A 16,755-nucleotide genomic window follows, 5' to 3' on the forward strand; every position below is an offset into this window, starting at 1 on the left:
GGCGGTGTGGTGGGCGCCGCCGCGGACACACCGACGGAGTCGTGTGTGGCGCGGTGCGGGCACCAGCCCCCACCTCGCGAGAGCGCCGGGGCCGGTCCGCCGCCGGAGGTGAGTCCGGCGGCGGAACGATTGGTGCTACTCCCCGACGACGAGTGTTTCGTTGCCGCGAACCTTGGCAGCGCCCACGGCAATCATCGGATTGACCACGGCCGCAAGGGCTTCCATGGAGTCATCCAATTCAAGCAGCACGGGGTACTGGTGCGTGATGAGTGCCAGGAGGTCGTAGACCGCCTGCACGGCTTCATCATGGCCCAACGTTGGCTCCACACCCACGAACACCTCGGAGGCGCTGGCGGGAATGTCCTCGTTTGTCTCGATGCTGCCTTGCGAGTAGCTCAAGGCGAAGGCCTGGATCTTGCCCTTCTTGCTGGGGGCAACATCGGCACCAAAGGCGCTGGCCGGCTCGGCCCGCAGCACCAGGGCACCGTGGGCACCCGTGAGGTCATCCAGGAACATCCGCTGTACAACACCGGGGCTCAGGGGTCCGGTTGGATCCCACTGGTTCACGGACTCGTAGTAGCGGCCCACAACATCCGTCAGCTCAACGGAACCCGTGGCCAGGTCCTGAAGACGGGCAGTGGCCTCCTCCTCGGTGCCTTCACCAAAGCTGGGGAGCTTGAGTGCGCCGGGGCCCACCTCAATGACCCTGTTGCGCTGCAGCACGCCCAAGCCCATGGCCTGCGCAAACGCAGCCCCGGAAGTCTCCGGGGCAACCTTGGTGCGCAACGCCGTCGTACTGACCAAGCCAGCCTCAAGCGCGCCTTGGGCTTCACGGCGCAGCATGGTCAGCAAGGTGGCAGCAACGCCGGCACGGCGGTGGTCCTTGGCAACCTCCACGTAGGCCCACAATCGGGCCGGGTGAAGTTTGGTGGAGTACACGACGCCGGCAGCGACCGGGATGCCCTGGTCTTCGGCCACGATGGTGCGCCGCCACGGATTGGCGTCCTGCTCCGGCGCCAGCGCGGCCCGGAACTGCCCGGCCGGGGCGGAGTCAGCGTCTCCCCAAATCTCCAAAAGAGTCAGGTCGTCGCCGTCGCGCCAGGGCCGGTATGTCAGCTCAGCCATGCTTAGGCACCCAGGAGGCGGGTGGCCAGGTACGCCTGCACCTGATCCAGGGGCACGCGCTCCTGGCTCATGGTGTCGCGCTCACGGATGGTCACGGCGTTGTCCTCGAGGGTTTCAAAGTCAACGGTGATGCAGAACGGGGTGCCGATCTCGTCCTGGCGGCGGTAGCGGCGGCCAATGGCGCCGGCGTCGTCGAACTCGATGTTCCAGTGCTTGCGCAGGGTGTTGGCAAGCTCCTTGGCCTTCGGGGACAGGTCCTCGTTGCGGCTCAGCGGCAGGACCGCAGCCTTGACGGGGGCCAGTCGCGGATCCAGCTTCAGGACAGTGCGCTTGTCCACGCCGCCCTTGGCGTTGGGTGCCTCGTCCTCAACGAATGCGTCCACCAGGAACGCCATCATGGAACGGGTCAGGCCGAAGGAAGGCTCAATGACGTAGGGGGTGAACCGCTCGCCCGTGGCCTGGTTGAAGTAGCTCAGGTCCGTGCCGGAGCCCTTGGTGTGCGAGCCCAGGTCGTAGTCGGTGCGGTTGGCGACGCCCATGAGCTCGCCCCACTTGGAGCCCTGGAAACCGAAGTTGTACTCAAAGTCGATGGTGCCGGCGGAGTAGTGGGCGCGCTCGTCCTCGGGGACGTCAAAGCGGCGCATGTTCTCCGGGTTGATGCCCAAATCGATGAACCAGTCCCAGCACAGTTCAACCCATTCCTTGAACCACTTCTCGGCGTCTTCGCCGGGCACAAAGAACTCGATTTCCATCTGCTCGAATTCACGGGTGCGGAAGATGAAGTTTCCGGGTGTGATCTCGTTCCGGAAGGCCTTGCCGATCTGGCCAATGCCGAACGGGGGCTTCTTGCGGGACGTGGTGAGCACGTTGTTGAAGTTCACAAAGATGCCCTGCGCGGTTTCCGGGCGCATGTAGGCCATGCCGGCCTCACTGTCGACCGGGCCCAGGAACGTCTTCATCAGGCCGGAGAAGAGCTGCGGCTCGGTCCACTGGCCCTTGGTGCCACAGTCGGGGCACACGATGTCATCCATGCCGTTTTCCGGCTGGCGGCCCTTCTTGGCCTCAAAGGCTTCGGTGAGGTGGTCCTGGCGGTGGCGCTTGTGGCACTGGGTGCACTCGACCAGCGGGTCGGTGAATGTTGCCACGTGGCCTGAGGCTTCCCAGACGGCCTTGGGCAAGATGATGGAGGAATCCAGTCCCACCATGTCCTCGCGCCCGCGCACAAACGACTGCCACCATTCGCGCTTGATGTTTTCCTTCAGCTCAACGCCGAGGGGGCCGTAATCCCAGGCCGACCGTGAACCGCCGTAAATCTCACCGGCCTGAAAAACAAAGCCGCGACGTTTCGCGAGTGAAATGACCTGGTCAAGCTTGGACTGAGGCGCCACTGTTTACTCCTATTAATTACGAGGCCGCTGGGTGCGGTCCGTCCGTGGACAATGCTACCGGTGGGTTAGTGTTTGGGTGAATTATTCCGGGCTGCATGTTCTGATTGACACATCTGCGCGCCATTAACGGTCAGGCAACGACACCGTTGCCATAAACTGTAGGAAAGGGACTCCGCGCCCGGCGAGCACAAGGCCCTCCGGGCGAGGGGGTCCTCTTCGGTCGGTCCAGGGTTTCGCCGGACCTTCGGCTTCCAACAGCTGATGAGCTACCCATCGACGAAGACCCAAACCGAGGCAGTATCAGGAGACTCTTGAATGATCGAACTTAACGAATGGTTCGACAGCGATGATCCAGAGGCCATTCACCGAATGGCTGAAGGGAAAGCGCTGCGTGATGGGTTGGCACGCTTCCTGCTCAACTATCAGTTCGCGATAGAGGAGATCATGACAAAGATCAACATCCTCAAAACTGAGTTCGAGCATCTGCACGACTACAGTCCAATAGAACACGTCAGTTCTCGTCTCAAGTCTCCCGAAAGCCTTTTGGACAAGGCGCGGCGCCGAGAAATACCCCTAAGCTTTGAGTCGCTGAGCAAGAACGTGCTCGATGTGGCTGGTGTTCGGATTGTGTGCAGTTTCCAGTCGGACGCCTACTGGCTTGCCAAGATGATCAGCTCGCAGCAGGACATCACTGTAGTGGCGACTAAGGATTACATCGCCAACCCCAAACCCAACGGATATAAGAGCCTTCACCTCATCGTCCGGGTGCCGATCTTCCTGTCGGAATCCATTCAGAACATGCATGTTGAATTACAGATCCGCACCGTGGCCATGGACTTCTGGGCAAGTCTCGAACACAAGATCTACTACAAATACGATCACGCCATACCGGCATCCATACTCGCGGAACTCCAGGAAGCAGCTGTCGTGGCCAGCCGGCTCGACACAAAGATGGAACGCATTCACGATGATGTCCAAGGCAAGATTCCTCGGAGCACATCAGACTAGCCGGGGAACTTCCGCAAGGCTGCCCCGGACGTTGTGGCGCATGAAGGTCTGGCTCTAGGCGAGCAAAATGCAGGTGGGGCTGCCGTAATCCAGGGATTGCACAGCACCGGCAACCGGTACGCCGTCGGGCCCCAGCTCAAAGACGGCCACATTGTTGGAGAGCTGATTGGCCACATAGATCTTGTTGTGGCCCACGGCAAAGTGCCGCGGCCAGGTGCCGGCAGATGAAATCTCGGCCAGGAAACGTGGCGGCGTGGGTGCTGCCTCGTTGTCGGCGTCCTCATCCGTGCCAGAGCCAGCCAGGCCCGTCACATCCAGCGTCACCAGTGTGTCAGGGCCGCGGACAGCCGCATACAACTTACTGCCATCCTCGGAGAGCTGGATGTGTGAGGGATAAAACTGCTCCGCGGCCTGGACTTCCGCAACTGTTGGTGCCAACGGGGTTTTGAAGAGCCAGTGCCAAAAGTAGTCATCCCGGGCGGTTGGGCTTGTTGCGCGGCTCGGGGTCCTTTGCAACACGTGCACGCATCCATCGAGTTCACCGGCCACCAGCAGAAAATCGCCTTTGAGGGCCACATGGCGCGGACCCGTTCCCGGCGGCAGTTGCGCCGATCGCAGCAAGGTGCGCGTATCGCCGGCCTGGGCGTATTCATCCACCCGGTCAGCCCCAAGGTCTGCCACCAACACGCTGCCCCACGGCGTGGGAGTGACCTGATGGGCGTGGGATTCGCCTTGGCGCTCCACCACGGGGCCACTGCCTGAATGTGACAAAAGTTGCGGGGCGGAGGCATCATTTCCGAGCAAGCCATCCAGTGCCAGCACGGTCGCTGTGCCCGAGGAGTAGTTGGCCACCCAGACCTGACCATCGACAAGGGCAACGTGGCAGGGATCGGCCCCCAGGGTTGGCGCGCGGCCCAGCACGTCCAGGGTTAGCGGATCAACGGCAATGACGTTGCCCTCCGGCAGTTCTTCAACAGCCAGCAGAAGCCAGCCGCCGGCACTGAGAAAGGAAGGATTTAGCACAGCAGAGCTTTTTCGGAGCAGCTCCCCCACGGTGCCGTCGGCCAGCACCTCAAACAAGGACAGCCCCGGTCCGGCACCATAGCCTTCTTCGGTGTAGCCGCTGAGCAGAATGGCAGGTGTGGATGGCATGGCTGATTCTCCTTGTGATGAAAGACCCTGGCTCCAAGCTACCCGCCTGCGCAGCGGCATTGCCATCCATGCGGCACAATTAAGCCATGAGTTCACACGAGATCATTGACATCCCCATCCGCGACGACATGATCCGACTGGGACAACTGCTCAAACTGGCCAGCCTGGTTGAGGACGGCGTGGAAGCCGCCGACCTCATCAAGGCCGGCTTGGTGAAGGTCAACGGCGAGATCGACGAGCGCCGCGGCCGCCAATTGCACCACGGCGACACCGTGACCGTTAACGGAGAAACTGTTCGCATCACCACGGGCGGATAGTCCAGCACCCAAGCACCACGGCGGGCACCCAGGCTTAGGTGCCCGCCGTCGTACTTTAAGTGGTGCGCCTACTTGGCGGCCAAAACCTTGTACTGCAGGAACTCGCCCACATGGGAGATCTCCTGGGCGTTGATGCCGTGCCAGATCCCCGTGTAGAGAACCTTCGTCAGCTGAACGTTGGCCCGCATCCACACATTGGTGGACTCAATGGCCGTCTCCGGAATGACCGGGTCAGCCTGGTCGCGGCCCCAGAAAACCTCCGGCTTGAGGGCAGCCACGGCGGAATCGTCAAAGAACGCATCGCCTTCGGCATCAACCACAAAACCCGAAAGCCCCACCACTGCCGCATAGTCGGCAGGCCTGTGCCGCAACAGGGTTGTGGCCATGCACATGCCCTGGGAGAAGCCCAACAAGCTCACGGAGCTGTGGTTGGCGCGCATCGAGTCAATCCACTCCTCAAGAGCCGTCGCAGCAGTTCTCACAGAAGCCACCGAGTAGCTCAAGTCGTTGCGCAGCGGGAACCAGGAGTAGCCCGGACCTGCCTGCAGGGGGCCACGCACCGAGGCCACGGTGAACTCGGCCGGCAGCTGACCGGCGAGTGAAAAGAGATCGGCCTCATCGGCACCGTAACCGTGAAGGATGACCAGCAGGGGTGTGCCGCTGCGCTCGGATTCGGGACGTGACCATAGGACTGTGGGGGATTCGCTCATTGCTTCATCTTTCCATGAGGCGCACCGGGTCCAAAAAACATGGGTGGCGGAACTGGCCACCCACGGGGCAGGATGGGATGGTGAAAGAATCTACGGCACAGAATCTCCAGTCAACGGCCAACACCGTACAGTCCACTCCTCGCCACCCGTGGAACCGCTACGTGGCCATGGGCGACTCCTTTACCGAGGGCATTGGGGATCCCGACCCGAGCAGCCCCGGCGGCTCCCGCGGCTGGGCCGACAGGCTGGCCGAGGAGCTGAGCCGCGATCACGAAGATTTCCGCTACGCCAACCTGGCCGTCCGCGGCAGGCTGCTGGGGCAGATCCTGGGCCAACAACTGGAGCCGGCGCTGGAACTCAAACCGGATCTCATCAGCATTTCAGCTGGCGGCAACGACCTGATCCGGCCGGGCTCTGATCCCGATGCCCTGGCCGAATCGCTGGATGTGGCGGTGGGAAAGATGACGGCCGCCGGAGCAACCGTGCTGCTCTTCAACGGCCCGGATATTAGGGAAACCCCCGTGCTCGGCATGGTGCGTGGACGGGTGGCCATTTACAACGAGAATCTGCGCACCATCGCCTCCAGGCATGACGCCGTGGTGGCCGACATGTGGTCCCTGCGCCAACTGTCGGACCCTCAAATGTGGGCCGGGGACCGGCTGCACTTTGCCCCGCTGGGCCACCACACCATCGCGATCATGGCCTTGAACGCCCTCAACGTCCCCCACTCGCTGGTTCCGCAACGGCCCAAGCCGCTGCCGGCCCAGAAGTGGCAGACGGCGCGCGTTGAAGACTTCGTGTGGGCTAGGGAGTTCTTGTTCCCTTGGGTGTTGCGCAGGCTGCGCCATCAGTCCTCCGGCGACGGCATATCCCCCAAGCGCCCCACCCCGGGGCCAGTTTTTGGTCCTGATGTTGGCACTATTCCTGGCGCCGGGCTTCCCGAAACCACCAAGTAGCTCAACAGCAGTGGCTAAGCGGGCAGCCCGGCAGCAAGCGGACTAGGATGAGAAGAGGCGCTGGATTCAGCGGCCTAATCGTAGAAGAGGTGCGTTGTGCCCATCATGCTCGAACCATTGGCGACGAGTATTGTTGCTGCCTCGTCCAGCAGCTCCTCCGGCTTTTCACCGCTGTTCATGCTGGCAGTTGTGGGTGTGATCCTGCTCAGCATTTTCACCAGGTCAGCCAACCGCAAACGTCGCGCCTCCCGGGATAACATCTACAACCCGGCAAATCCAACGGGCAGGGCTGGCGTTGCCCACCAGCCGGGCAGTGCCCCCTATGTGGGGACCCTGCTCAATGGTGTCCCACTGCGCAACTACGACACATCCCATGGCCACCAAACAACAGGTTTCGCCAATGAACGCATGAAGGCGGAGGCTGAGTTGAAGCGCCAACTGGACGCCTTGGACACGGCGCGCCGCAATGGCCAGGTCACCGCAGAACAGTACGCCGTCCACCGCGAGGCCATTTTCAAGAATTTCTAAGCAGCAGAAAACTGGCCCGCAGAAAACGCCGAAAATCGCGCTAAAAGCGCGAATTTTCGGCGTTTTCTGCGGGCCAGTTGCTCTTTGGAGCTAGACGGTGAAGAAGGACTCCCGCAGGAGCTCCCCCACGACGGCCACCTCGGTGAGGAAACCGTCATGGCCAATGGCTGAGTCAATGTGGTGGACAGCCACATCCCCGGGCAGCGCAGCCGCCAGGGCGTCAGACTGGGCTGGGAAGTACAGGCGGTCACTGCTGACCGCGGCCACCAGAAACTCCACCGAAGCTGTGGCTGCCAAGGCTTGCGACAGGGTGCCACGGCCCCGGCTGACATCGTGGCTCATCAACGCCTCAGTAATGGCAATGTAGCTGTTGGCATCAAAGCGCCCCACCAGTTTGCGGGCCTGGTGGTCAAGATAGCTCTCCACCTGGTACCTGCTGCCGCTGGCGCCCAAAACCGCCAGCCGATCATGGCTGATGGTGTCCTCGCCGCTTTGGGCCTGACGGCCAAAACGTGACTCCATCTCAGTTTCTGAACGGTAGTTGATGTGGGCAATCCGACGCGCCAGCCCCAAGCCTGAGGTGGGGGCTGCGCCGTCGTAATAGTCCCCGCCGGCAAAGTTCGGGTCCTGGCGGATGGCGAGCGTCTGCGTCTGGGCAAAGGCAATTTGCTCAGCCGTGCTGGCCGCGCAGGCAGCCACCACGGCGCAGCGGCGCACCCGCTCCGGATAGCTTGCCGCCCACTCCAAGGCACGCGCACCGCCCATGGAACCACCCACGACGGCGTGCCACAGCTTGATGCCGAGCTTGTCGGCCAGGCGCGCCTCGGCGTGGACCGAGTCGCGGATGGTGACGAAGGGGAAACGGGACCCGTAAGGTTTTCCGTCGCTGGCGATGCTGGACGGGCCGGTGGTGCCGTAGCAGCCGCCCAGCATGTTGGCGCACACCACAAAGTACTTGTTGGTGTCGATGACGTCCCCGGGCCCCACCAAGCCTTCCCACCAGCCGTCTTCCTCTGAATCGCCGCGGCTCACGTGGGTGCTGCCGGTCAGGGCGTGCTGTATGAGCACGGCATTGTCGCCGGCCTCATTCAGCGTGCCCCAGCATTCAAAGGCCATGGTCACCGAGGGCAGCGAGCCCCCCGCTTCCAGCGGCAATGCGCCGATCTCAAGGGAACGCAGCACACCGCCGCCCCGTCCTACGGCCGCGGAAAATTCTTCACCCACCGCGGTGGCCGCCACGGAGGCAGACCCCGTGGCAAGCATACTTTTTTCCTCCGTGTGTCCCACCGAAATCACGCTTGTTTTGCCGCGCGGAATCCGGCTTCGAGATCGGCCAGGATGTCAGCAATATTCTCAAGGCCCACCGAGAGTCGGACCAGTCCCGGGCGCACACCGGCAGCCAACTGCTGCTCCGGTGAAAGCTGTGCATGGGTGGTCGACGCCGGGTGGATGACCAGGGAGCGCACGTCGCCAATGTTGGCCACATGTGAGTGCAGTTCCAGGCCGTCCACGAATCGCTTGCCAGCCTCGGCGCCGCCCAAGATGTCAAAGGCGATGACGGCGCCGGTGCCCTTGGGACCGTACTTGCGGCCACGCTCGAACCAGGGGCTGGAGGGGATGCCTGCGTAGGCCACAGCCTCCACGTTCTCGTTCGTCTCGAGCCATTCGGCAACGGCAACCGCGTTGCTCACGTGGCGCTCCACACGCAAGCTCAGGGTTTCGATGCCCTGGGCAATGAGGAAGGCGTTGAACGGTGCCACGGCCGAGCCAAGGTCGCGCAGCAACTGCACGCGTGCCTTGAGGATGTAGGCCAGGTTGGCGCCCAAGGCGCTGCCCACACCCAAATCGCGGGCGTACACCAAACCGTTGTAGGTGACATCCGGGGTGTTGAAGCCGGGGAACTTCTCCGGGTTGGTGGCGAAGTCGAACTTGCCGCCGTCGACAATCACTCCGGCGATGGCACTGCCGTGGCCGCCCAGGTACTTGGTGGCGGAGTGGATGACAATGTCGGCACCCCATTCCAGCGGTCGGATCAGGTACGGGGTTGCCAGGGTGTTGTCCACCAGCAGCGGCACCCCTGCCTCGTGGGCGATGGCGCTGATGTTCTCAATGTCCAGCACGTCTTGGCGCGGGTTTGACACAACCTCACCGAAGAAGGCCTTGGTGTTGGGACGGACCGCAGCACGCCATTCATCCAGGTTGTCGGGGTCGGAGACGAACGTGACCTCGATGCCGAGCTTCTTCAGGCTGTGGGCAAACAGATTGTAGGTGCCGCCGTAGATGCTGGGGCTGGAAACAATGTGGTCGCCTGCTTCTGCCAGGTTCAAGATGGCGAACGTGGTTGCCGCCTGGCCCGAGGCGAGCAGGAGTGCTGCCACGCCGCCTTCCAGACTGGCAATGCGCTGTTCGACGGCGTCCTGGGTGGGGTTGCCGATGCGGGTGTAAATCGGTTCCAGCTCTGCCAACGCGAACCGGGCAGCGGCGCTCTCGGCCGAGGGAAAAACAAAGGATGTTGTCTGGTAGATCGGCAGGGCGCGTGCCCCTGTGGTGACGTCCGGCTCCTGGCCTGCGTGGATCTGACGGGTTTCAAATGACCAACCGTTGCTCATGGTTGAATTCCTTCACACTAGAGGCCTGCGGTAAAAAACCCTCCAACGCAGCATGCGTGAAGGGCTTTCGACTCGATGGCCCGCGCTTGCACTGGAACCGGGCGGCTCAGTGCCAGGTCTTCACCCGGGGCACCCCACCGCGGAAGGAGGGTTGCCGGTCAGCGAGCCGGGGCTTGTCGCTGACACTCATGACCTACATCCAGTGTGGAAGATCCCTTCAGGCGCCGCAAGATTGTGACGAGTTTATGACCTTGGCCGAAGATCTGCTTGAAATATGCGCCAAAAAGTGGCACCGGCTGAATTTATGAACCATTCCACCACCGTGAGTGCGCAGCTGATGAGACTTGGAGCCCCACACGTCGCATCAGCTGCGCACTCACCGAATTGCCAGGACCTGGAACTACTTTCCCAGGCCCGCGCGGCGCAGAGCCTCGGCCATGGCGGTGTTGGCCGATGGTTGAGGCGTTGCGGGGCGTGCTGGACGGTCGCCGCCTTGTCGGGCGGAGTCCTGACCCGGGGTGCGCCTCTGCCCCGCACCCCGTGACTCTGCCGCACCCTGCTTGGGAGTTAGCCGCCCGGGGGTGCGGGCGGCGGGGGTGCGGGAGTCGGCGTCGAACTTCCTCGAAGACGTATCGGCGGCGTCATCCAGACGCAGCGTGAGGGAAATGCGCTTGCGTTCGGGCTCCACTTCCAGAACCTTTACGCGGACCACCTGGCCGGACTTGACCACAGTATGAGGGTCCGAGACGAAGGAGTTGCTCATGGCCGAGACGTGCACCAGCCCGTCCTGGTGCACGCCAATGTCCACGAACGCGCCAAACGCCGCTACATTGGAGACGGTTCCTTCCAGGATCATGCCGGGGCGAAGATCGGTGATCTTCTCAATGCCGTCCGTGAACGCGGCTGTTTCAAAGCGGGGCCGGGGATCGCGGCCAGGCTTCTGCAGTTCGGTCACAATGTCGGCAACTGTGGGCAGGCCAAAGGTGCCGTCCACGAAGTCGGCCGGGTTGACCGAGGACACAGCCCCAACGCCGGCAGAAATCTCGGCTGATGTGGCACCCACCGTGGCAAGGATCTTGCGGGCCACGCCGTACGCTTCGGGGTGCACGCTGGAGGCATCCAACGGTTCCGCTCCCCCGGTGATGCGCAGGAATCCCGCACATTGTTCAAACGCCTTGGGACCAAGCCGGGCCACCTTGAGCAGTTCGCGGCGCTTGTTGAACGGGCCGTGCTCGTTCCTGTGCGCCACAATGTTCTCGCTCAACAGCGGTCCGACGCCGGCCACCCTCGCCAGCAGTGCCGGGGAGGCGGTGTTCAGGTCCACGCCCACGGCGTTCACGCAGTCTTCCACCACCGCGTCCAGGGACCGTTCCAGTTTGGCCGGGGTGAGGTCGTGCTGGTACTGGCCCACGCCAATGGATTTGGGATCGATCTTCACCAGTTCCGCCAGCGGATCCTGCAACCGGCGGGCGATGGACACGGCCCCACGCAAGGACACATCCATGCCGGGCAGTTCGGCACTGGCCAGGGCCGACGCCGAGTACACCGAGGCTCCCGCTTCGGAGACAACAAGCTTGATGACTTGGCGGTCCGGGGCTGTGCGCTTGAGCTCGGCGACAAGTTCGGCGGCCAATTTGTCCGTCTCCCGGCTGGCTGTTCCGTTGCCAATGGCAATCAGCTCAACGCCATGCTTGTTGGCCAGGGCCACGAGGGTGGCAAGGGATTCGTTCCATTTCCGGGCGGGCGCGTGCGGGTAGATGGTTTCCGTTGCGGCAACCTTGCCGGTGCCATCCACCACGGCAACCTTGACGCCGGTGCGCAGTCCCGGATCCAGACCCAGGGTTGCGCGGTTTCCGGCCGGTGCCGCCAACAAGACGTCTCGGAGGTTTGCCGCGAAGACGCGCACCGATTCCTCCTCGGCGCTTTGGAACAGCCGCACGCGCAGGTCAACCGAAAGGCGGGTCAGGATGCGCGTGCGCCAGGCAAGTCGGGCGCTGGTCATGAGCCAGCTGTCCGCTGCCCGGCCGGATTCGGCGATGCCCAGGGAGTGCGCCACGGCATTTTCGTAGCGGGAACGTGCCAGGGCGGCGGCGTCGGCGTCACGGGTGTCGGCCTCGGCCAAATCCAGGCCCAGCACGCCGTCTTTTTCGCCGCGCAGCAGCGCCAGGACACGGTGGCTGGGCAGCGTGTGCGGGGGTTGGGAGAAGTCAAAGTAGTCCTTGAACTTTTCGCCCGCCGCATCCTTGCCCGTTTTGACAGTTGAGCGCAGGCGCCCAGTTTTCCAGAGCCGCTCGCGCAACTCCCCCACCAGCGCAGCGTCCTGGCCGGCACGTTCAATGAGAATGGCCCGCGCTCCGGCCAAGGCGTCATCCGCCGAGGCAACACCGCGGGCCGCATCAACGAAGGTGTCCGCCTCCACGGACGGGAAGCGGGAGGGATCGGCCAGCAAGGCGTCCAGCAGGGGCTCCAAACCAGCCTCACGGGCGGCGTCGGCCTTGGTTTTGCGCGTGGATTTGTACGGCAGGTAGAGATCTTCCAACTCCGACTTGGTGGCGGCGGCATCGATGGTGCGGCGCAGGGCGGGAGTGAGCTTGCCGAGCCCGTGGATGGTCTCCAGCACTGTCAGGCGCCGGGCCTCCAGTTCGCGCAGGTAGCGCAGCCGCTCCTCAAGGTCGCGGAGCTGGGTGTCATCCAGGGTGCCGGTGACTTCTTTTCTGTACCGGGCAATAAAGGGGACGCTGGCGCCGTCGTCCATCAGGCCAATCGCAGCGCGAACCTGGGCCGGGCGGACTCCCAACTCGGCAGCGATCCCTGCGCTGATTCGTTCAGCAAGGGCAGCGGCGGTGGGCAGGGTCAGCGGGGCGTTTCCAGTATCAGTCACACCCCAATTCTGCCCCACCCGCGGGGACACCAAACACCCTTGAGATGGTACGTCCCATGTGCCTTAGGCAACGCTAAGTCGAGACACCGATCACAAAGTGCCAAGATGAAGTCATGCGAATGGATCATGTTTCTTACGCCAGTGAATCAGACGGATTGGCTGCCACTACGGAGCGAATCGCGACCGCCCTCGGGGTCGATGCAGTGCGCGGAGGAATTCATCCGCGCTTCGGCACCCGCAATATGATTATTCCCCTCACCGACCACCATTATGTGGAAATTGTTGAGTGCCTTAATCACCCCGCTTCGGACAAGGCGCCGTTCGGCCAGGCCGTCAAGGCGCGGTCAGCGGCCGGAGGAGGCTGGATGGGGTGGTGCGTCGCCGTTGACGATCTCACCCCCTTCGAGGAACGCCTGGGCCGCAGCGCCGTCCCCGGCAACAGGAAGTTCCCCGACGGCCAAGAATTGGTGTGGCAGCAGATTGGTATCAAGGGCCTCATTGCCGACCCCCAGGTGCCGTACATGCTCAAATGGGAGGGCGATCCCAGCTTGCACCCGTCGCTGGCACGCGAATCCACGGTGAGGCTCTCCTCGCTGACCATCGCCGGCAGCGCCGAACGCGTCACCGAGTGGCTGGGCGAACCCGTCGAGGCCCCCCTGGATGACGTCGCCGTGGAGTGGATCGCCCCGCGCGGCACCCCCGGCATCATGAGCGTCACCTTCGAGACAGCTCACGGCCCGGTCACCATCTAGCGTTTCTGTCGAATCACAATGGGGGCCCCAGCCCTCAGGGTCCCCTGGCCGAGGTGAGGGAGCGGCTGGGGAGGCACCCTCCCCTTGTGGGCGGGTGCCGTTTACGTTTGCGCCATGGGGGCTCGGCGCCTGGCTAGCCTCCGAAGCCCAGGGCCGGACCCAGCGTGAACGCGGCGATGTCCACCAGGGCGTGGGCCACCACCAGCGGCGCCACCCGGCCGTACTTTTTGTACACCCAGCCAAACAGCAGGCCCATCAGGACGTTGCCAAGGAACGGGCCAAAGCCTTGATACAGGTGGTAACTGCCGCGCAGCAGCGCGCTGAGCGTGATCGCCGCCCAGGGCCCGAGCCCGATCTTCTCCAGCCGGCCCAGCAGATACCCGTTGAGGATGACTTCCTCCAGCACGCCGGCACGAATGGCGGAGAGCACCAGCACGGGAATGGTCCACCAATACTGGTTCAAGGCGCTGGGAATGATCTCGGTGGTGATGCCCATGGCCCGCCCGGCCGCGTAGATCCCCAGCGACGGCACGCCGATGATGACCAGCAGCGCCAGCGCCCCGAACCCGTCGCGGAAGGGATGGCGCCAATCCAGCCCGATGCTCCGAAACACCGACTTCCCGGGCTCGGCCAGCAGGTAAAAGACCAGCATGACGGGCACCAGCGCAAAGAAGATGTCCAGCAGCTGATACGTCAGGTCAAAGAATTCGCGGTTGTTGCGCACCACGTTCAGCGTTGAGGTGCCCTGCGCAATGGGCGCGCGGCTCATCTTCTCCAGCAGCGACACCACCGAGTACACGGCAGACTGCCCCACTGAGACACCCAGCACCAGCAGCACCTCGGTGATCAGCCGCCGCCGCGACTTCACGCCCCACCCCTGATGGTCTGCCCCTTGATGCTCGACGCCGGGCACGGCACCTGGGGATGTTGGGGCTGGGACGGCTGGTCCGGCGTCGTGCCTGGCAGCTGTGGACGGGCGTTCGCTCATGCACTCCATCATGCCCCCGCCGGCTGCGTTCAGCCAGACGGCGTGGCCGCGGCCGCGGCCCTAGGTTGGTTCAGCGGAGGTCGCAGGCGGCCATGGCACGTTCGACTGCTGCCAGCGCGGCTTGCACATCGTGCTCGTCGGTGGAGAAGTTGCTGACCGAAATGCGCAAGATGTCCCTGCCGGCCCAATGCGAGCCCGACATCCATGCCGTGCCGTCGGCAATAATGTGCTCGGTGATGCGCCGGGTCCGTTCATCGGAGCCAAAACCAACGCACACCTGGGTGAAGACCACCTCGTTGACCACCTCGACGCCGGGCATGGCAGCGAGCGCTTGGGCGAAGGACTGGGCCCGCGCCACCAGGCCGTCAACCAGGTCTTCAACCCCTGAAGTACCCAAGGAACGCAGCGCCGCCCAGACCGGCACGCCACGGGCACGGCGGGAAAATTCGGGCACCTTCTCAAACGGGTCACCCGGTCCGTGGTCGTCCCTGACCAAGTAGCTGGTGTGCACACCAAAGACTGAACGCACCACCTGCGGACGCGAAACAATGGCCACACCGCAGTCATAGGGCACATTGAGGGTCTTGTGGGCATCCGTGGCCCACGAGTCGCAATCCGCCAATCCTTCCACCAGATGGCGGTGTGTGCGGCTCGCCGCCGCCCACAAGCCAAATGCCCCGTCCACATGCACCCAGGCACCACGGCCGTGGGCAAGGGCAGCGGCCTCCGTGAAAGGGTCACTGGCCCCCGAATGCAGATTTCCGGCCTGAAGGCACACAATGGCCGGACCCGATACAGCATCCATAGTCTCGGCCAGTGCGCCGGGAATCAGACACCCCTGCGCGTCGGCGGCAACCTCGATGGGCCTGCCCAGTCCCAGGTACTTCAGCACCAAGTCCACGGAGGCGTGGCGGTCCCGGCCGACAAAAACGTTGATGCGCGGGGATCCGCTCAAACCCTCGGCCGCGACGTCCCAACCCACCCCATCCAGGACGAATTGCCTGGCAGCGGCCAGCCCCACAAAATTTGATCCGGTGGCGCCGGTGGTGAACCCCACATCCGCACCGGCGGGAAGTCCCAGCAGGTCCAGGAGCCACCGACCCGCGATCTCTTCCGCCGCAGCAGTTGCTGGCGTGGCATAACGCAGTGCGGCGTTTTGGTCCCAGGCGCTGACAAGCCAGTCCGCAGCCATGGCGGCCGGGAGCGTCCCGCCCATGACCCAGCCAAAGAAGCGCCCGGCAGGAATCGCCATGAGGCCCGGTTCTGCGAGCCGGGCCAATTCGTCCACGACGGCGGCCGCATCGATGGGCAGTTCCTGCAGGGGCATCGAGAAGCGGGCAAGCAACTGCTCGGCGTCCTGCCGGGGCCCGATGGGGCGGCTGGGCAGGGAATCAATCCAGCGATTTGCATGCTCTTGTGCACGTGCAAGGGCTGGCGCATATTCACCGGGTCGAGCTGGCATGCTCACAGTGTACGCTCCCGAAAAGCAGGACTTAAGGGTTCCGCCGAAGTAGTTTGCCGAGCTTGCGAGGTTGGGCTTGCGAGGCTGGAGAGGACGTGGGGATAGGCTCTAGGGCATGAGCGCGCCACGCAAGATCATCATGATCCGCCACGGACAGTCGGCAGCCAATGTTGACCAAACGCTGTACAACAGGATTCCCGATTACCGGATCCCGCTGACCGAGCTGGGCGTGGCCCAGGCCAGGGCGGCCGGGGAAAGGGTGCGGCGGCAATTGGACGGGCAAAAGGTGTGCGTCTACGTCTCCCCCTACCTGCGGGCCTATCAAACGCTTGAAGCCCTGAACTTGGGTGACCTGGTGGAACGGACCATCGAGGAGCCGCGGCTGCGTGAACAGGACTGGGCCAACTTTCAAAACCCGGCGGAGATTGCCGATCAAAAGGAACTTCGCAACGCCTACGGCCACTTCTTCTACCGGTTCCGTGAGGGCGAATCGGGCTCGGATGTGTACGACAGGGTGTCCTCCTTCATGGAGACCCTGTACAGGCATTGGTCCAAGCCGGACTACGCCCCCAACACCTTGCTGGTCACGCACGGGTTGACGATGCGTTTGTTTTGCATGCGCTGGTTCCACTGGTCGGTGGAGTACTTTGAGTCCTTGAACAATCCGGAGAACGCCGAGGTCCGCACACTCATCCGGACCGGGCAGCAGTACGCCCTGGACAGCAACTTTGCGCAGTGGACCCAGGCCGATCCGTCCAAGACGGTGCTGGACGCCCCGGACCACATTTGGTGAGCCGCCCCGGACCATTACGCAACACTTCGCTGGCCTAATTGGCATCAGACGGCAACCTTAGGGTAGCCTTGCCCGAGAGCTGAGGC

Annotated in this window: 15 protein-coding genes and 1 riboswitch; of the genes, 6 read left to right on the plus strand and 9 right to left on the minus strand. The window is 63.4% G+C overall.

Going from position 1 to position 16,755, the window contains the following annotated elements:
* Positions 1 to 135: 135 nt before the first annotated feature.
* Together CVS28_RS02420 and CVS28_RS02425 are read right to left on the minus strand one after the other, a co-directional pair.
* Positions 136 to 1,125 (minus strand): GNAT family N-acetyltransferase, encoded by a 990-nt coding sequence (locus CVS28_RS02420; RefSeq protein ID WP_103467424.1) that lies wholly within the window; start codon positions 1,123 to 1,125, stop codon positions 136 to 138.
* A gap of 2 nt (positions 1,126 to 1,127) precedes the next feature.
* Positions 1,128 to 2,513, minus strand: coding sequence for a glycine--tRNA ligase (locus CVS28_RS02425; protein ID WP_103467425.1), 1,386 nt, complete (start codon positions 2,511 to 2,513; stop codon positions 1,128 to 1,130).
* Between the two features lie 315 nt (positions 2,514 to 2,828).
* Between CVS28_RS02425 and CVS28_RS02430 the strand changes: the two genes are divergently transcribed.
* The gene (locus tag CVS28_RS02430; RefSeq protein ID WP_103480511.1) at positions 2,829 to 3,521 is read left to right on the plus strand and encodes a GTP pyrophosphokinase; all 693 of its coding nucleotides are present in this window, start codon (positions 2,829 to 2,831) and stop codon (positions 3,519 to 3,521) included.
* Positions 3,522 to 3,575: 54 nt separating this feature from the next.
* Here CVS28_RS02430 and CVS28_RS02435 read toward each other — a convergent pair whose 3' ends face one another.
* Positions 3,576 to 4,673 (minus strand): lactonase family protein, encoded by a 1,098-nt coding sequence (locus tag CVS28_RS02435; RefSeq protein WP_165788032.1) that lies wholly within the window; start codon positions 4,671 to 4,673, stop codon positions 3,576 to 3,578.
* An 86-nt stretch (positions 4,674 to 4,759) separates the two neighbouring features.
* Between CVS28_RS02435 and CVS28_RS02440 the strand changes: the two genes are divergently transcribed.
* Entirely contained in the window at positions 4,760 to 4,990 is a 231-nt protein-coding gene (locus CVS28_RS02440) for an RNA-binding S4 domain-containing protein (RefSeq protein WP_103467427.1), read from the plus strand.
* Positions 4,991 to 5,058: 68 nt separating this feature from the next.
* On the opposite strand, the gene CVS28_RS02445 is transcribed toward CVS28_RS02440, so the two are convergent.
* A complete protein-coding gene (locus CVS28_RS02445; protein ID WP_103480513.1) occupies positions 5,059 to 5,700 on the minus strand; it encodes an alpha/beta hydrolase in 642 nt (213 codons plus the stop codon).
* A 77-nt stretch (positions 5,701 to 5,777) separates the two neighbouring features.
* On the opposite strand from CVS28_RS02445, the gene CVS28_RS02450 reads away from it, so the two are divergent.
* Positions 5,778 to 6,656, plus strand: coding sequence for an SGNH/GDSL hydrolase family protein (locus tag CVS28_RS02450; RefSeq protein ID WP_103467429.1), 879 nt, complete (start codon positions 5,778 to 5,780; stop codon positions 6,654 to 6,656).
* A gap of 105 nt (positions 6,657 to 6,761) precedes the next feature.
* On the plus strand, positions 6,762 to 7,184 hold the full coding sequence (locus CVS28_RS02455) for a hypothetical protein (protein ID WP_133159026.1): 423 nt from the start codon (positions 6,762 to 6,764) through the stop codon (positions 7,182 to 7,184).
* Between the two features lie 90 nt (positions 7,185 to 7,274).
* Here the strand turns inward: CVS28_RS02455 and metX are convergent, their stop codons facing one another.
* The 3 genes from metX to CVS28_RS02470 all read right to left on the minus strand — a co-directional run bounded on the left by metX (position 7,275) and on the right by CVS28_RS02470 (position 12,674).
* A complete protein-coding gene (gene metX, locus CVS28_RS02460) occupies positions 7,275 to 8,447 on the minus strand; it encodes a homoserine O-acetyltransferase MetX (RefSeq protein WP_103480515.1) in 1,173 nt (390 codons plus the stop codon).
* Positions 8,448 to 8,476: 29 nt separating this feature from the next.
* Positions 8,477 to 9,793 carry a bifunctional o-acetylhomoserine/o-acetylserine sulfhydrylase gene (locus CVS28_RS02465; RefSeq protein WP_103467431.1) on the minus strand — a complete coding sequence of 439 codons (1,317 nt, stop codon included), beginning with the start codon at positions 9,791 to 9,793 and terminating at the stop codon, positions 8,477 to 8,479.
* Positions 9,794 to 9,870: 77 nt separating this feature from the next.
* Positions 9,871 to 9,987, minus strand: a riboswitch (SAM riboswitch).
* A gap of 206 nt (positions 9,988 to 10,193) precedes the next feature.
* Positions 10,194 to 12,674 carry a Tex family protein gene (locus CVS28_RS02470; protein WP_103480669.1) on the minus strand — a complete coding sequence of 827 codons (2,481 nt, stop codon included), beginning with the start codon at positions 12,672 to 12,674 and terminating at the stop codon, positions 10,194 to 10,196.
* Positions 12,675 to 12,787: 113 nt separating this feature from the next.
* On the opposite strand from CVS28_RS02470, the gene CVS28_RS02475 reads away from it, so the two are divergent.
* Positions 12,788 to 13,426, plus strand: coding sequence for a VOC family protein (locus tag CVS28_RS02475; protein WP_103467432.1), 639 nt, complete (start codon positions 12,788 to 12,790; stop codon positions 13,424 to 13,426).
* Between the two features lie 133 nt (positions 13,427 to 13,559).
* Here CVS28_RS02475 and CVS28_RS02480 read toward each other — a convergent pair whose 3' ends face one another.
* Positions 13,560 to 14,414: a CPBP family intramembrane glutamic endopeptidase gene (locus CVS28_RS02480; RefSeq protein ID WP_103480516.1), complete on the minus strand. Its 855-nt coding sequence runs from the start codon at positions 14,412 to 14,414 to the stop codon at positions 13,560 to 13,562.
* Positions 14,415 to 14,484: 70 nt separating this feature from the next.
* Positions 14,485 to 15,876, minus strand: a complete 1,392-nt coding sequence (locus tag CVS28_RS02485; RefSeq protein ID WP_103480670.1) for a pyridoxal phosphate-dependent decarboxylase family protein — start codon at positions 15,874 to 15,876, stop codon at positions 14,485 to 14,487.
* A gap of 115 nt (positions 15,877 to 15,991) precedes the next feature.
* Between CVS28_RS02485 and CVS28_RS02490 the strand changes: the two genes are divergently transcribed.
* On the plus strand, positions 15,992 to 16,669 hold the full coding sequence (locus tag CVS28_RS02490) for a histidine phosphatase family protein (RefSeq protein WP_103467434.1): 678 nt from the start codon (positions 15,992 to 15,994) through the stop codon (positions 16,667 to 16,669).
* Positions 16,670 to 16,755: the final 86 nt, after the last annotated feature.

It is taken from the genome of Arthrobacter glacialis (genome assembly GCF_002909415.1).
Classification (GTDB): Bacteria; Actinomycetota; Actinomycetes; order Actinomycetales; family Micrococcaceae; genus Specibacter; species Specibacter glacialis.